This is a genomic window from Paraburkholderia elongata (genome assembly GCF_013177735.1).
GTDB lineage: Bacteria > Pseudomonadota > Gammaproteobacteria > Burkholderiales > Burkholderiaceae > Paraburkholderia > Paraburkholderia elongata.
Map to the genome: position 1 here is coordinate 1 of NZ_WOEZ01000183.1, position 14,471 is coordinate 14,471.

Annotated in this window: 12 protein-coding genes; 5 read left to right on the forward strand and 7 right to left on the reverse strand. The window is 61.4% G+C overall.

The features are described 5' to 3' along the window. Positions 1-738: 738 nt before the first annotated feature. Entirely contained in the window at positions 739-2,199 is a 1,461-nt protein-coding gene (gene gabD, locus GNZ13_RS30785) for an NADP-dependent succinate-semialdehyde dehydrogenase (protein ID WP_172171616.1), read from the forward strand. A 4-nt stretch (positions 2,200-2,203) separates the two neighbouring features. Here the strand turns inward: gabD and GNZ13_RS30790 are convergent, their stop codons facing one another. After that, positions 2,204-2,389 carry a hypothetical protein gene (locus GNZ13_RS30790; protein ID WP_172171618.1) on the reverse strand — a complete coding sequence of 62 codons (186 nt, stop codon included), beginning with the start codon at positions 2,387-2,389 and terminating at the stop codon, positions 2,204-2,206. Positions 2,390-2,605: 216 nt separating this feature from the next. Here GNZ13_RS30790 and pstS point away from each other — a divergent pair, with 216 nt between their 5' ends. The 3 genes from pstS (at position 2,606) to GNZ13_RS30805 (ending at position 5,021) form a co-directional block, all read left to right on the forward strand. Further along, the gene (pstS, locus tag GNZ13_RS30795; RefSeq protein WP_172171620.1) at positions 2,606-3,781 is read left to right on the forward strand and encodes a phosphate ABC transporter substrate-binding protein PstS; all 1,176 of its coding nucleotides are present in this window, start codon (positions 2,606-2,608) and stop codon (positions 3,779-3,781) included. Positions 3,782-3,852: 71 nt separating this feature from the next. Further along, the gene (locus tag GNZ13_RS30800) at positions 3,853-4,182 is read left to right on the forward strand and encodes a DUF4148 domain-containing protein (RefSeq protein WP_172171622.1); all 330 of its coding nucleotides are present in this window, start codon (positions 3,853-3,855) and stop codon (positions 4,180-4,182) included. A 113-nt stretch (positions 4,183-4,295) separates the two neighbouring features. Beyond that, positions 4,296-5,021 carry a Crp/Fnr family transcriptional regulator gene (locus GNZ13_RS30805; RefSeq protein ID WP_236002263.1) on the forward strand — a complete coding sequence of 242 codons (726 nt, stop codon included), beginning with the start codon at positions 4,296-4,298 and terminating at the stop codon, positions 5,019-5,021. A gap of 48 nt (positions 5,022-5,069) precedes the next feature. Here GNZ13_RS30805 and GNZ13_RS30810 read toward each other — a convergent pair whose 3' ends face one another. The 4 genes from GNZ13_RS30810 to mdlC form a co-directional block, all read right to left on the reverse strand. Further along, positions 5,070-6,221, reverse strand: a complete 1,152-nt coding sequence (locus GNZ13_RS30810) for a porin (RefSeq protein ID WP_172171623.1) — start codon at positions 6,219-6,221, stop codon at positions 5,070-5,072. A 610-nt stretch (positions 6,222-6,831) separates the two neighbouring features. Continuing rightward, entirely contained in the window at positions 6,832-8,103 is a 1,272-nt protein-coding gene (locus tag GNZ13_RS30815; protein WP_236002275.1) for an MFS transporter, read from the reverse strand. Between the two features lie 402 nt (positions 8,104-8,505). Continuing rightward, positions 8,506-9,957 carry an aldehyde dehydrogenase gene (locus GNZ13_RS30820; RefSeq protein WP_172171627.1) on the reverse strand — a complete coding sequence of 484 codons (1,452 nt, stop codon included), beginning with the start codon at positions 9,955-9,957 and terminating at the stop codon, positions 8,506-8,508. 54 nt (positions 9,958-10,011) lie between these two features. Continuing rightward, positions 10,012-11,631, reverse strand: a complete 1,620-nt coding sequence (gene mdlC, locus GNZ13_RS30825) for a benzoylformate decarboxylase (RefSeq protein ID WP_172171629.1) — start codon at positions 11,629-11,631, stop codon at positions 10,012-10,014. A 157-nt stretch (positions 11,632-11,788) separates the two neighbouring features. On the opposite strand from mdlC, the gene GNZ13_RS30830 reads away from it, so the two are divergent. Continuing rightward, a complete protein-coding gene (locus tag GNZ13_RS30830; RefSeq protein WP_172171631.1) occupies positions 11,789-12,697 on the forward strand; it encodes a LysR family transcriptional regulator in 909 nt (302 codons plus the stop codon). A gap of 145 nt (positions 12,698-12,842) precedes the next feature. On the opposite strand, the gene GNZ13_RS30835 is transcribed toward GNZ13_RS30830, so the two are convergent. Together GNZ13_RS30835 and GNZ13_RS30840 are read right to left on the reverse strand one after the other, a co-directional pair. Then, positions 12,843-13,169 carry a DUF4148 domain-containing protein gene (locus tag GNZ13_RS30835; protein WP_172171633.1) on the reverse strand — a complete coding sequence of 109 codons (327 nt, stop codon included), beginning with the start codon at positions 13,167-13,169 and terminating at the stop codon, positions 12,843-12,845. Between the two features lie 148 nt (positions 13,170-13,317). Then, on the reverse strand, positions 13,318-14,334 hold the full coding sequence (locus tag GNZ13_RS30840; RefSeq protein WP_172171635.1) for a GlxA family transcriptional regulator: 1,017 nt from the start codon (positions 14,332-14,334) through the stop codon (positions 13,318-13,320). Positions 14,335-14,471 lie beyond the last annotated feature (137 nt).

Below are 14,471 nucleotides of genomic sequence, written 5' to 3' on the forward strand. Positions count from 1 at the left end.
TGTGCGGGGCAGGCACTTACTTTCTTTGCCGCCGCAAAGAAAGTAAGCAAAGAAAGCGGCTCCAACCGCTAATTCTTAAGCGGGTCCCCTGGCTTGGAGGGGGTAGTGGTGCATCTGGAATCCGTGCCCTTGCGCATTCGGCGTTAGTGACAAAGGGCTCATCAGCTCCCACTCCGCACTGCGTGCGTCGCGGATGGGTCTGCCAGGGAAACCATGCGGCTTCGTTCGTGTGCGGTGGGGGCCATCGGCTTCGCCTCGGCAATGCGCCGCTGCTCTCGTGGGCGCCCCCCCACTTCGAATGAAGTGTCGGTGTGTTGCCCCGGCGGCGGCGGTGGCGATGACGAGCCGGGGTTCTAAGCAAGACGCGAGCGCTAAAACACAGCGAACGGTTTTAAGAGGTACTCTTCGGCGCGCGCAGCGTCGCCGGAAGTATGACGGCTTTGTCACTCACGCCGAATGTGCGAGAACACGGATTCCAGATGCACCACTACCCCCTCCAAGCCAGGGGACCCGCTTAAGAATTAGCGGTGTGAAGCCGCTTTCTTTGCTTACTTTCTTTGCGGCGGCAAAGAAAGTAAGTGCCTGCCCCGCACAGGGGCGAACGCTAATAGACCAATATCAATTCAAGGAAAGGCCAAGAAGCGAGATCAAGGAAAGGCCAACGCCGCAGGCAAACACACGAACAAGCGCCGCGCAGGCAAAAAACCCTAAATTCAAAACCCCAGGAGCAAACCCAAAATGCCGACGCTAGTCCTAAAAGACCCTTCCCTTCTAAAAACAAATTCCTACATCGCAGGCGAATGGCAACCCGCCGACGACGGCGCGACCTTCGAAGTAAAAAACCCCGCCACAGGCGAAACAATCGCCACCGTGCCCCGCATGGGCACAAGCGAAACCCGCCGTGCAATCGACACAGCAAACGCCGCATGGCCAGCATGGCGCGCAACCACCGCCAAACACCGCGCCACGATCCTGCGCAAATGGCATGACCTGATGCTGGAAAACGCCGACGATCTGGCAAAGATCCTGACCACCGAACAAGGCAAACCCCTCGCCGAAGCCAAAGGCGAAATCCTCTACGCCGCCTCGTTCCTGGAATGGTTCGCTGAAGAAGGCAAACGCGTCAACGGCGACACCATCCCCACGCCGGCAAACGACAAACGCATCGTCGTGACTAAAGAACCGATCGGCGTCTGCGCGGCCATCACACCGTGGAATTTCCCGGCGGCCATGATCACCCGTAAAGTCGGCCCGGCACTTGCCGCCGGCTGCCCAATCATCGTCAAACCGGCCGAAGCCACGCCGCTGTCGGCACTCGCCCTCGCCGTGCTGGCCGAACGCGCCGGAGTACCGCGCGGCGTGTTCAACGTCGTCACCGGCGAGCCGAAAGCGATCGGCGCGGAAATGACCGGCAATCCGATCGTGCGCAAATTGTCCTTCACCGGCTCGACGCCGGTGGGCCGTCTGCTGATGGCGCAGTGCGCGCCGACGGTCAAGAAAGTGTCGCTCGAACTCGGCGGCAACGCGCCGTTCATCGTCTTCGAAGACGCGGATCTGGATGCGGCCGTCGCAGGCGCCATCGCGTCGAAATATCGCAATAGCGGCCAGACCTGCGTCTGCACGAATCGCTTCTACGTGCACGATAAAGTCTACGACGCATTCGCCGAAAAACTGCGCGTTGCCGTCGAACAACTCAAGGTCGGCCGCGGCACCGAAGACGGCGTCACGCAAGGTCCGCTGATCAACGAAGCCGCTGTGCTCAAGGTCGAATCGCATATCGAAGACGCCCTCGCCAAAGGTGCACGCATCGTCACCGGCGGCAAGCGCCATGCGCTCGGTCACGGCTTCTTCGAGCCGACCGTGCTCGCGGACGTCACGCCGGCCATGAAGGTCGCACGCGACGAAACCTTCGGGCCGCTTGCGCCGCTGTTCCGCTTCTCGTCGGATGAAGAAGTGATCCGCCTCGCCAACGATACGGAATTCGGCCTCGCGTCGTACTTCTATAGCCGTGATATCGGCCGCGTCTGGCGCGTCGCGGAAGCGCTCGAATACGGCATGGTGGGTATCAACACCGGGCTGATTTCCAACGAAGTTGCGCCGTTCGGCGGCGTCAAGCAATCGGGTCTTGGCCGTGAAGGCTCGCACTACGGTATCGACGATTACGTCGTGATCAAGTACATGTGCGTCGGCGGGATCTGAGCCTTTACTGTAAAGGGTCGAATATAGGACTTGCGCCGGAAGCTACGCCGACAGAATCTTGTTGCGCGTAGTCGGCGCATTTCACTTCGGCGCCGTCGGCCACGTCGCCGAGCAGACGCGCGACGCCATCGCGAAACAAACCTGCGGGGGCGATCTCGCAGAGTCCAACAAAAAGCTGAATATCCGTCACGGCAACGATCTGGTGCGCTTCGCAATTCAGTGGATCGAGAGCCAATAGGGCGGAGCCCGGTCATTGAATAAGGCAATCCCCTAGCCTCATTTAAGAAGTGGGCCTTATTCATGCGCACGCGGTCAGCGCATACAGTGCAGTGGTACCTGCCGACGTGCCGCAATCCTTGGGCGGGGCGGGTAAGCGCAACCCAAAAGCGCCATAGGGGTCGCCGCCATGAACACCAGATTCCAGCGAACCGTTGTCGTTCTAATCTCCGCACTCTTTCATGGAACGGCCCGCGACCTATGGCCAGTGTTTCGATGTATCGCGGTTACGTGCCTCGTCGCGAGTCAGGCGCTGGCAGCGCAAGCGGCAGGAGGAATCACCGGCGCCGGCTCTAGCTTCTTCGACCCCCTGGTCCAGAAGTGGGCCGCCTCCTACTACGACAGAACCGGCCAGCAGGTGAGTTTTCATCCCATTGGCTCCGGGAACGGCATCGATCGGCTGAAAGCGGCTACGGTGAATTTTGGCGCCTCGGACATGCCGCTGAAACCCGACGAATTGCGCGCATCGGGACTCATCCAATTTCCGGTGGCGGCGGGCGGCCTCGTGCCGGCAGTCAACCTCGATGGCATTGCCGCGGGACAGCTTCAATTGACGGGGGCGCTGCTGGCGGACATCTACTTGGGCAAGATCACCGAATGGAACGATGCGGCCATCAAGGCGGTCAATCCCGGCCTCGCGCTCCCTGATCTGAAAATCGTCGTGGTGCATCGCGGCGATCGTTCCGGGTCGACCTTCAACTGGACGAACTACCTGTGCGCGGTGAGTGTGCAATGGAGCGAGCAGGTGGGCAGCGGCCTGACGGTCAAATGGCCCGTGGGGGTCAACGCCACGAGCAGCCAGCTCGTCGCTACGTATGTCAAGCGGATCAAGGGCGCGATCGGCTATGTTGAACTGGCCTACGCCGCGCCGGCGCATCTGGCCTATGCGATCGTCCAGAATAAAAGCGGCGCATTTGTCGAGCCATCGGCCGAGAGTTTCAAGGCTGCGGTGGAAACAGTGGCTTGGGGCCGTGAGGATGATTTCTACCAAATCGTCACCAATCCGCCGGGCGACCAAGCCTGGCCGATTCCTGGTGTCGTATTCATCTTGATGAAGGCCGACTCCAAGGACACGGCTGGTGCGAACGCTGCGCTAGCGCTCTTCCGGTGGGCACTCACTGAGGGCCGGAAAGAGGCAGCCGCTGAAAATTACGGCACCCCGCCGCCGGACTTAGTCGGGGAGATAGAAGCGTATTGGGCGCAGAACCTGACCTACGGTCAAGTCATTGGAGTCGCCGCCGTCGCCTCGCCGAAGAGCCGAACAAGCATGATCCGCGAAACCAGATCGTTGCCACGAGGCTTTTGAGAGCACTTCACGCGCGAGCGCACCGAGCAGTTTATCCACGAGTGTAATCAGATAACAAGGAGGTAAGCATCATGAAGTCGCTAATCCACGCAGTCCTTGTCGCTGCGGTCTTCGCCGCTCCGGCTGTATCGTTCGCTCAACAATCGGACGCTCCTTTAACAACCCGCGAGCAAGTGCGCGCTGAGCTCATTCAACTCGAAAGCGCTGGCTATCACGTCGGGGACGGCGATAACGCCTCCTATCCGACGGCGATTCAGGCTGCCGAAGCGCGCGTTGCTGCGCAAAATGGCGCGACAAGCGGCTATGGCGGCGTGGTCAGCGGCTCGTCGGCATCGGGCGCTCCGGCAGCCGTCCGCCCCACTTCCAGTGACGGCTTGATGTCGATTTATTTCGGCCAGTAAACGGCAGGAGGCGCAAGCGGAGCGTGTCTAATGAATTGCAAATCTCATCACAACAATCAGTGACGATTGTTTGCCCCACCTTGCGTTGCAATTTTCCGTGCGTATAGAATGCATTGATCCTCTCGATCAGCGGCCCGAACCCGATAATGGCATTCATGGCGGACACGTCCGAAGAAATGCGGACAAACCAGTGGTTCAGCTCGTTGCCACCGGCCGAGCAGGAGGCGCTTATCCAGCGAAGCGAATTGATGACGCTGCAACCTGGCGAATATCTGTTCCGCCGGGGCGATACACCGACCGGCTTCTGTGGTCTCAAGGACGGCAGACTCAAAGCCTTCACGCTGCGCGAGGACGGCAAGGAGGCGATCCTGGCCGTGATCGAAGCCGGTAACTGGTTTGGACAGGCCTCTATGACCGGCCGGCAGCCACGCGCACGTGATGTCATCGCGATCGAGCGATCGACCGTCTTCGTGGTCAGGACCTCCGCCTTTGATGAGCTAATGCAGAATCAAGCGTTCCTCCGGGCCATCGCCGAGTTGCAGTCCATCCACATGAATTGGCTCTATCGCATGGTCGAAGATGCCACCCTTCATTCGACGCGTGCACGCGTTGCCCGGCGGCTGCTACAGCTTGCGTCGGGCGACGTAACCACTTGGCCGCAGAGTCGCCAGAACGTCAGCGTCTCGCAGGACACCCTGGCCATGATGCTCGGCATCACACGCCAGACGCTCTCGCTTGAGCTTAAGGCAATGGCCGACAAAGGAGCGATCGCTCTCCGGTATGGTCGAATCGAAATATGTTCGAAGGAGATCCTGGCGCTCTTTCAAGATTATCCGTGATCGCCCCTGTCGGCGCTTTCTCGAGCCGCTCGTCGTCCCGCAGGGAGACTAGAACGTATGCCGCACGCCGGCCATGATGCCCAGTTGGGTCGTGCCGTACGCCGAACTCAGGGCGTTAATGCCTTGGAACTGGGCGCCAACCATTCCGCCACGGTACAGCGAGTAGTCCGCTTCCAGATAGGTATCCGTACGTTTCGACCAGTTATAGTCTGCAAGCAGCTGGAATTGCGTCGCGTTTCCATCCGCGGCCTGCGTCTTGCCGGTCTGAATCGTGCGCCACACATTCGCGGAAAGGTGAGTAGCGTCCCCTACCAGTTGCGAGACCCCACCAAAAAACATTTGTCGGGAACTGAACGTGTTGAATTTAAGCGCGGACAATTCCGGCGCAGTGAATGGGCCGTTAGGGAAATTGCCGACAAACCCGGTATCCTGCCTGTTCACTGCCCAGCCGGCCATGAGCGTCGTATCGCCGAACGAATAGGACCCGCCGGCAGTCCAGGACTTGAAGTGCGCGGAAGCGTTCACGGCATCGCGCGAGTCCAGGTACGCGGCAGCCAGACGCAATGGTGCGCCGGGCAAATAGAGAATCGATGCCCCAATCTGACTTCCCGAACCAAACGAGCCCGCATTGCCACCAAACGCGTACGACAGCTCAACCGTCAGGTATTGCCATCTCGCCGCATATTTGGCCATGTTGCTCGTCCACACGCCCTGAGCCATCGTGACCTCCGGCCGGAACTGGTAGAACGTCGGAAGCCATGGATTCGTGATGAAGGCGCCCAGAACAGCGTCAGCAAGCGGGTTGATCTGGCGTCCCATTGTTAGCCTTCCGTAGCTGCCAGACTGCAAGCCAACAAAAGCCGTATTGAAGAATGGATAAGCGGGGTCGGTCGCCCCGGAGTTCGGGAAGAAACGATTCTCGAGCTGGAATACGACCTTCGTTCCACCACCAATGTCTTCCGCCCCCTTGAATCCCCAAAGACTCTCGCTTGCGCCGTTGGCGAGCTGAACGCGAGAATCGCCTTGTGGATTCGAATGAGTTGTGTATCGAACTCCTGTATCGACAAGCCCGAAAAGCGTTACCGACGACTGCGCGGCTGCTGGGACGGAGTACAACGTCGCAGTAGACACCATGGCAGCCAACAGGCTGGCATGGTGTCGATGTCGCTTTTTCCCTAACAATCTCCTAACCTTCTTCATGCATAGACTCCAACTTTATGATTATGTCGCACTACAAACTATATAAAACACATCTACAATCGGACTACTGCTAGCCGAACACAAACGCCGCCTGATCTCTTCTTTTTGCGTGATTCGATGAGCCGAGGAGACTTTGTCAACCTGACGACTCGGCGCAAACTTCATCCTCTGATGACACCGGCTCCGATCAACGCGGTGTGCCCACAACCACACGTTGCCCGGAAATTTTTCCCGCGACTGCCAGAAAACTTACTTTCTGCGGCGCGAACACAGTTGCCACTGCGGCGCGCCTTATTCCGTCGGGCTGAGGAGCCGTACGGAATTACCCTACAAGAGTGGCAATGTACCTCGTGCGGGCGACTGATCAATCCCAGGCAGTCTTCCGATTGGGCGGTTCGACTCCGAGTTCCATCTTCCTGCAGGGCGCTGTCACGTTAAAGCGTTCGCGACGCAAGAGCGGAAAGGCTCCGCGTTTGGTTAGAAAGCGGACCGATCTTGGGTAATCTCAGTGAAGCGATGCCAGGCGGCGAAGCGTGCGGCGAGTTGCTTGCGATTTTGCATTCTTCATCACGCGATCTTACTCGACCGTCCCAGCAACGTGACAGTGCCCTCAAACGCCCGGCTTCGGAATATGGCGCTTGACCACCATCAGCGCGACCATCACGATCACCATCGCGATCCCGAGCATCCACAGGTACGACGATGCGCCGCCTTCCGTAATCACCACCGCGCCCGCGAACGCGCTGGCAATCGCGCCGAGCCGGCCGAACGCGAGCGCCGATGCGGTGCCGGTTGCGCGCACACGGGTCGGATAGACGTACGCACACAGCGCAAACATCGTCGACTGGACCGCGTTGACGAACAGCCCGTGCACGCCGAGACCGAAGATCAGCAAGCCGGTGTGGGCGGAGATGTTCACACCGAGCAGCAACAACGCGCTCGCCGCACCACCCGCGCTGCAGAGAATCAACGGCCAACGCGAGCCGGTGCGAGCGATCACCACGGCGCACAACAACGCGCCGACCACACCGCCGAGGTTGTACGCGGTGAGCCCCGAACCCGCCACCGACACCGACAAACCCTGCGTGCTCAGCATCGTCGGCAGCCAGCTGAAAGCGCTGTAGACGGCCAGCAGGCATAGGCAGAACGCACACCAGATCGCCACCGTATCGAGCGCCAGGCCTCCGCGGAACAGCCCGGTGAAACCGGTGTGCTTTTCAACAGCCTGTTCGCGCGCGTCGGTAAATACACAGCCGCTTGCCACCGGACGCGACATCCGGCCAAGCAGGCGTTTGAGTTCCGGCCAGCGCTGCGGCCGCCGGGCGAGAAAGCGCGGCGACTCAGGCAACGTGAAGAGCAGCAACACGCCGAGTGCAAGGGGCAGCACGCCGCCGATCATGAACAAGCCGCGCCATCCGTACGTCGGCAGAATTTCATGCGCGAACAAACCCGCCACCATGCCGCCGAGCGGCACGCAGACGATCGTTGCAGTGACTGCCAATGTGCGGCGGCGAGCCGGTGTGAACTCCGCGGTCATGGTCGTCGAACTCGGCAACGCGCCGCCAATGCCGAGGCCGGCGATAAAACGCAGCACGGCAATCGTCGCGATGTCGGGTGCGAAGCAGATACCACAGGTAGCGGCGCCGAACACCAGCACGCTGCCGATCACCGCCCAGCGGCGACCGAAGCGATCGGCCAGCAGCCCGGCACACGCGCTGCCGATCCCCATGCCGATCAAACCGGCCGCGACCACCGGCGCAAAAGCCGCGCGCGTGACGCCCCATTCCTTGATCAGTACTGGAATCGCGAAACCGATCAACTGGCTGTCGAAACCGTCCAGGACGATCGACAACGCCGCGAGAAACACCACGATCTTTTGCATAGTGGTGTAAGGGCCTTCGTCGAGCGTGCGGCCGATATCGACTGCGTGACGCCCCTCTTCGCTTCCTGCCTGATGGCCGGCGAGCGGTGCGTCGGTCGCATCGGTCGCACCGATTGCCGCACTGGACGGACCGGCCGGTGGTACATAACTGGTCATGAAGCTGTCTCCTGGTTTGTGTGCGCGATCTGAGCGCCGCGCTTTTGTCGTCACGCTTTTGGCTCGCGCTTTTTGGTCACGCTTTTTGGTCACGCTTTTTAGCGAGTATGTGAGCGAGCGACCGGCTTTAGACATTGCCGTTTCGCGCAAAAGCCATGACATGTATGAATGGCTTTCACGGCGCGCGTATCGCTGCTGCGAATCAGCGGGCAGCGATACGCAGCGACCGGAACGACAATCGACCCTTCAGAACGGGTAATGACGCGGCGTGGTTTGCACGGTAATCCAGCGCAAATCCGTAAATTCAGCGATTCCCGCCTGCCCGCCGAAGCGCCCAAAGCCGCTGCCCTTCACGCCACCGAACGGCATTTGCGCTTCGTCGTGAACGGTCGGCCCGTTGACGTGACAGATGCCCGATTCGATGCGCCTTGCGACATTCATCGCGCGCGCGACATCACGGCTGAACACCGCCGACGAAAGCCCATACTCGTTGTCGTTCGCACAGGCGACGGCTTCAACTTCGCCGTTCACGCGCACGATGCCCTTCACAGGCCCGAACGATTCTTCGCCATAAATGCGCATAGCGGGTGTGACGTGGTCGAGCAGCGTGGCGGGCATCAAGGTGCTGTCCGCCTTACCGCCGCAGACGAGCGTGGCGCCTTTGGCCAGCGCGTCGTCTATCAGCGCATTGCAGCGTTCCACCGCGCTCATATCGACGACCGATCCCAACACCACCGGCCCTTTTCGCGGGTCGCCGAGCGGCAGGCCCCGCGCTTTCTGCGCGAGCTTTGCAACGAACGAGTCCGCGATCCGTTCATCGACGATGATCCGTTCCGTCGACATGCAGATCTGCCCCGAGTTGGCGAACGCGCCGAATGCAGCGGCGTTGACGGCTGCATCGAGATCCGCGTCGTCGAGCACGATCAACGGCGCCTTTCCGCCGAGCTCCAGCACCGACGGCTTCAGATAGCGCGCACACGTGGCCGCGATGATCTTGCCCACATGCGTGGAGCCGGTGAAATTGACTCGCCGCACTTTCGGATGCGCGATCAGCGCCTCGACCACTGCGCCTGCATCGGCCGGTGCGTTGGTGACGAAGTTCACCACGCCCTTCGGCAAGCCCGCTTCCTGCAAGACATCGATAATCAGGCCGTGCGTGCCGGGGCAAATTTCCGAGCCCTTCAGCACGACCGTATTTCCGCATGCGAGCGGCAACGCAATCGCGCGCACCGCGAGGATCACCGGCGCGTTCCACGGCGCGATGCCGAGCACGACACCGGCTGGCTGACGCACGCCCATCGCGAGACTGCCGGGCACGTCGGATGGAATCAGTTCGCCGCCGATCTGCGTGGTGAGCGCCGCCGCCTCCATCAAACCGCCGGCGGCGAGATGCACATTGAACCCCGCCCACATCGCCGATGCGCCCGTCTCCGCTGCCATCACCGCGGCGAACGCAGCGCTTCGCGCTTCCAACGCATGCGCGGCCTTCATCAGCAGCGCGCGGCGCTCGCTCGGCCCCAGCGCGGACCATGCCGGAAACGCCGCTGCGGCGGCGTCAGCGGCGGCTACCGCGTCGGCGACCGTCGCTGCGGGGGCGCGCGTCGCGGCTTCGCCGTCGAGCGGATTGCGGCGCTCGAAGGTGGCGCCGTTGCTCGCTTGCACTGCTGCGCCGTTGATCAGCATCGAAATACTCTGCATCGTGTTGTCTCCTGCGGAAAGTTTTATGAATGCGGGCGTGGCGCTCGCTTGAGGTCAAGCCACGACGACTTCGACCAGCATCGGTCCGGATGAGGCCAACGCGTCACGCAGAACGTCATGCAGGCGTTCGGCATCGGTGACGCGCGTGCCCCGGCAACCCATGCCTGCTGCAAGCGCCACGAAGTCGAGTCCCGGTAGATCGGTGCCCTGCACAGGATCGGCCGGACCAAAACCGAATTCCGGCGCGAAGTCCTGCAACGCGGCATAGCGGGAATTGTTCAGGATCACGAATGTGATCGGCAGTTTCATCTGCACAGCGCTATAGATGGCCTGGATCGAATACATGCTGGAGCCGTCGCCGATCAGCCCGATCACGCGCGTGCCGGGCTTCGCCAACGCCACGCCGACAGCAGCCGGCATGCCATAACCTAGGCCGCCGCTGTCCATCGTGTAGAAGGTGCCGCTGCGCGTGAACGGCAGATAGCTCTGCATTACCGGCCGTGAACTCGGTGCCTCCTCGACCACGATATCGTCCGCATGGCGCACTTCGGCGAGGGTCTGCAACGCGAACGCCACCGACATCAACGCAGACGGTTCCGCGCGCGGACACGCGGCGCGTGGCGCGGGCAAAGGGCGTGTCTTCGGTGCGGGCCGCGTCAGCAGATCGGCCACGCCGAGACGAATATTGCCGACCACTGCCGTACCGATCGGCGCCCACGCCGCGATAGCCGGGTCGTCGATCAACTGGCACAGCGTTGCACCGGCAGGGAGATGCGGGCCGCGCCCTTCGACGTGATATGTGAAAGCCGGCGCGCCGATCACGAAAACCAGGTCATGGCCGCCGAGCAGTTCGACGATCTTCTCGCGCATAGCCGGCAAGAAACCGGCGAACAGACGATGGTCTTCGGGGAATGCGCAGCGGCCTGTCATCGGCGCGACGAACACGCGGGCATTGTGGCGTTCGGCGAGACTCACCACTTCGTCCCAGCCACCGGCCCGCTCGACTGCGCCGCCGACCACGAAAGCCGGCCGTTCGCAGGCGTCGAGCGCCGCGCCGATCTGCTCCAGCACGAACGGCTCCGGCCGAGTCTCGGTACTGACTACGCGGGCCGGCACCGGGTCGGCCGCGCGGTCCCAATCGTCGACGGGAATCGACACCAGCACCGGGCCGCGCGGCTCCTGCATCGCTACGTGATAGGCGCGCGCGATCGCCAGCGGCACGTCTTCGGCGCGCGCCGGTTCGATGCTCCATTTGACGTACGGCTTCGGCAATTCGGTGGCCTGGGTCGACGCGAGGAACGGGTCGACCGGCAGAATCGAGCGGGCCTGCTGCCCGGCGGTGATCACGATCGGCGTGCGATTGCGGAACGCGGTGAAGATATTGCCCATCGCATTGCCCACACCCGCCGCCGAATGCAGATTGACGAATGACGCGTTGCGGGTGGCCTGCGCATAACCGTCGGCCATGCCGACCACGGCCGCTTCCTGCAAGCCCAGCACGTAACGGAAATCTTGCGGAAAATCGCGGAACAACGGCAATTCCGTCGACCCCGGGTTGGCGAACACCGACGTCATGCCGAGGCGGCGCATGAGATCGATGACGGCGTGGCGCACGGTGAACGATGCCTGTTGAGAGAGTCCCGAAGCGTCTGAACGGGGCGCGTTGCTGGTCATGCCTGTCTCCTGTCGACCAGAGTTGGCGCTTTAGCGCCTTACTCTGGTCCCATGCAAATAGTTGCGGTCGATGAGCGCCGTTTCTTGATGGCTCATTATCGGAAGCTCATGGTTGATTGAAAATTGCCTTTTTTGAGAAAAGGCATTACTTTTAAGCATGACTTTCAATCTTCAGCAATTGCATGCGTTCGCAACCATCGTCGCGAGCGGCAGCCTGGGCCGTGCCGCGGAAGTGCTGCACGTCACGCAGCCCGCGCTGAGCCGCACCATCAAACGGCTCGAGGATCAGGTCGGCGCGCCGCTGTTCGAACGGCACTCGAAGGGTATGCAGCTTACTGCGATCGGCAGCGCGCTGCTGCCGCACGCCACCCTGCTGCAACGCGAAGCCGATCACGCGCGCGAGGAGATCGACGCGATGCGCGGCCTCGCGAAAGGAACGATTCGCGTCGGCGCGGTGGCAAGCATCGCGACGCTCGTACTACCACTCGCGGTGAGCGGTGTGCTCGCGCGCTGGCCGAATCTGCGTGTGGAGATCATGGAGGGGGTTTGGGACAGGCTTGCGGACAGTCTGATGAAACACGAGATCGATCTCGCGCTCAGCATGGCGGTGCCCGACACGGACGAGATCGCCGCGATTGCCGATTGCAGATGGGAAGACACGAGCTATGTGGTCGCCGCGCTCGATCATCCGCTGCGAAACAAAGCGGATTTATCGCTTGCCGACACGCTCGATCAGCAATGGTGCGTACCGCCGCGTGGCACGGGTCCATTCGAGCATATGCAGCACGTGTTTGCCGAGCATGGGCTCGGCATGCCGCAGATTGCCGTCGAGACTCGCTCGATCACGGTGCTGAAAAGCCTGGTGACGCGTGCGGGGTTTCTGAGCTGGATGGCAACGCCGATGTACGACACCGAAAGCGCGGCCGGCGTGTTCGATACGCTGCCGATTCCCGGCCTGGTCGGACGCCGCACGTTGACGGCGTTTCGGCGCCGTCAGGGGATTTTGCCGAGTCCGGCGGTGAAATTGCTGGAGCAACTCAGGCAGTTGACTGCCGTACAGGACTAAGTGCCGGCGCAAAACCAGCAGCGCCGGCTGCCTCGTTCAATGCTCAATTGCACAGCGGCCCTGCTTTCACATCGAAGTGAAAGCAGGGCCGCGTGCAACGATTTGAATCAGACGGGTGCGAGACTATCGCCCGCACCGCCGCCTATTAATGACCAAAGTTGGCGACCGGAGCCGAATAGGAGCTCGGCGTCGTTTCAGTACGGCTGCCTGCTTGCGACGAACCGTTCGTTGCCGACCCATAACCGCTTGCTTGAGCGGTGCCGTTTTGCGCCGCGACGCGCGCCTCGGCTGCCTGAAGGTTTGCCGGGTAGTCGTCCATATTCGCTGTTGACGGGTTGTAGCCGGCCTTTTCCAGTTGGATCAACTCAGCGCGCACCTGGGCGCGGGTCACCGGCTGGCTGGATTGGGCAAAAGCAGCAAGCGGCGCAGTGATGAGAGTGGCGATAACAACAGCTTCGATCAGCGATTTCATGACGACTACCTCCAGAGATTGTTTTATGCCGTGCTGCAAACCTGTTTGTTTGCAGCCAGTAGAGATAGTCTAGGAGTCAGCCTGTATAGGGTAAACGCCTAATAAGCGAATTCACTGTTGCTAGAATCGGCTTAATCACCTCGAAAGGTCATTGAAAGCTCGACGATAAGGCCGATTCCTGCATTGCCTCGCTTGATGACAACCCAGCGCCGCCATTTCTGCCGCCCATCACCTGCCGGTCGCTTCTCGGACTCACGCCGAACCGCGCGCGATAGGTCCGCGAAAAATGCGAAGGCGACTCGAATCCGCATGCAACGCAAATCGACGTGATCGACATGTCGGTCTGCTGCAGCAACTCGCGCGCACGGGTGAGGCGCAGTTGCAGATAGAAATGCGTCGGCGTGTCCTTCAGCGACGCGCAGAACAGCCGCTCCAGCTGCCGCCGCGTCACGCTGATCTCCTGGGCGAGTTGGTCGGGTGTCAGCGGCTCTTCCATGTGCTGTTCCATTGCGCCGATCACCTGAATCAGCTTGCGGTTGTGCACGCCGTAACGTGCCGCGATTTCCATTCGCTGATGGTCCGAACGCTGCCGGATCCGGCTCACGACAAACTGTTCCGATACCGCCGAGGCCAACGCTGCGCCATGCTTGCGGCCGATCAGGTCGAGCATCATGTCGATCGACGCCGTGCCGCCCGCACACGTGATGCGCCGCACGCCGATTTCGAACAGCTCCTGGCTTGCGTTCAGCGAGGCATAGCGCTCGCGAAACGCCGACAACGCTTCCCAATGGACGGTCACGCTATCCGAGCCGCTGAGGAGCCCTGCTTCCGCGAGGACGAAGCTGCCCGTATCGATGCCGCCGAGCGTCGCGCCGGCGCGCTCGAGCCGCTTCAGGCAATCGCCGAGCACGCGCGTATAGCAGGCGAGCGGCTCGAAGCCCGCGACGACGAACACCGTCTGCGCCTCATGGACGTCGGCGATTGCCGCGTCCGCGTTGATCGAAATGCCGTTGCTGGCCGCAACCGGCGCGCCGTCGAGACTCAGAATGCGCCAGCGGTAGAGATCGCCGCGAAAGCGGTTCGCCACGCGCAACGGCTCGACCGCCGACATGAAACCGATCGCCGAAAAGCCCGGCAGCAGCAGAAACGACATATCTTCGGGCATCTTGCACAGACTCGATCAGGGACACTTATGGACACTCGGGGACACAAACCGCAAGCGGACGCGGGATTCCGGGCGAGCGTAGCAAGCAGCGCGCGAGCCGGCAAGGCGCACCAAAATTCAACGCAGCAAATCGATGC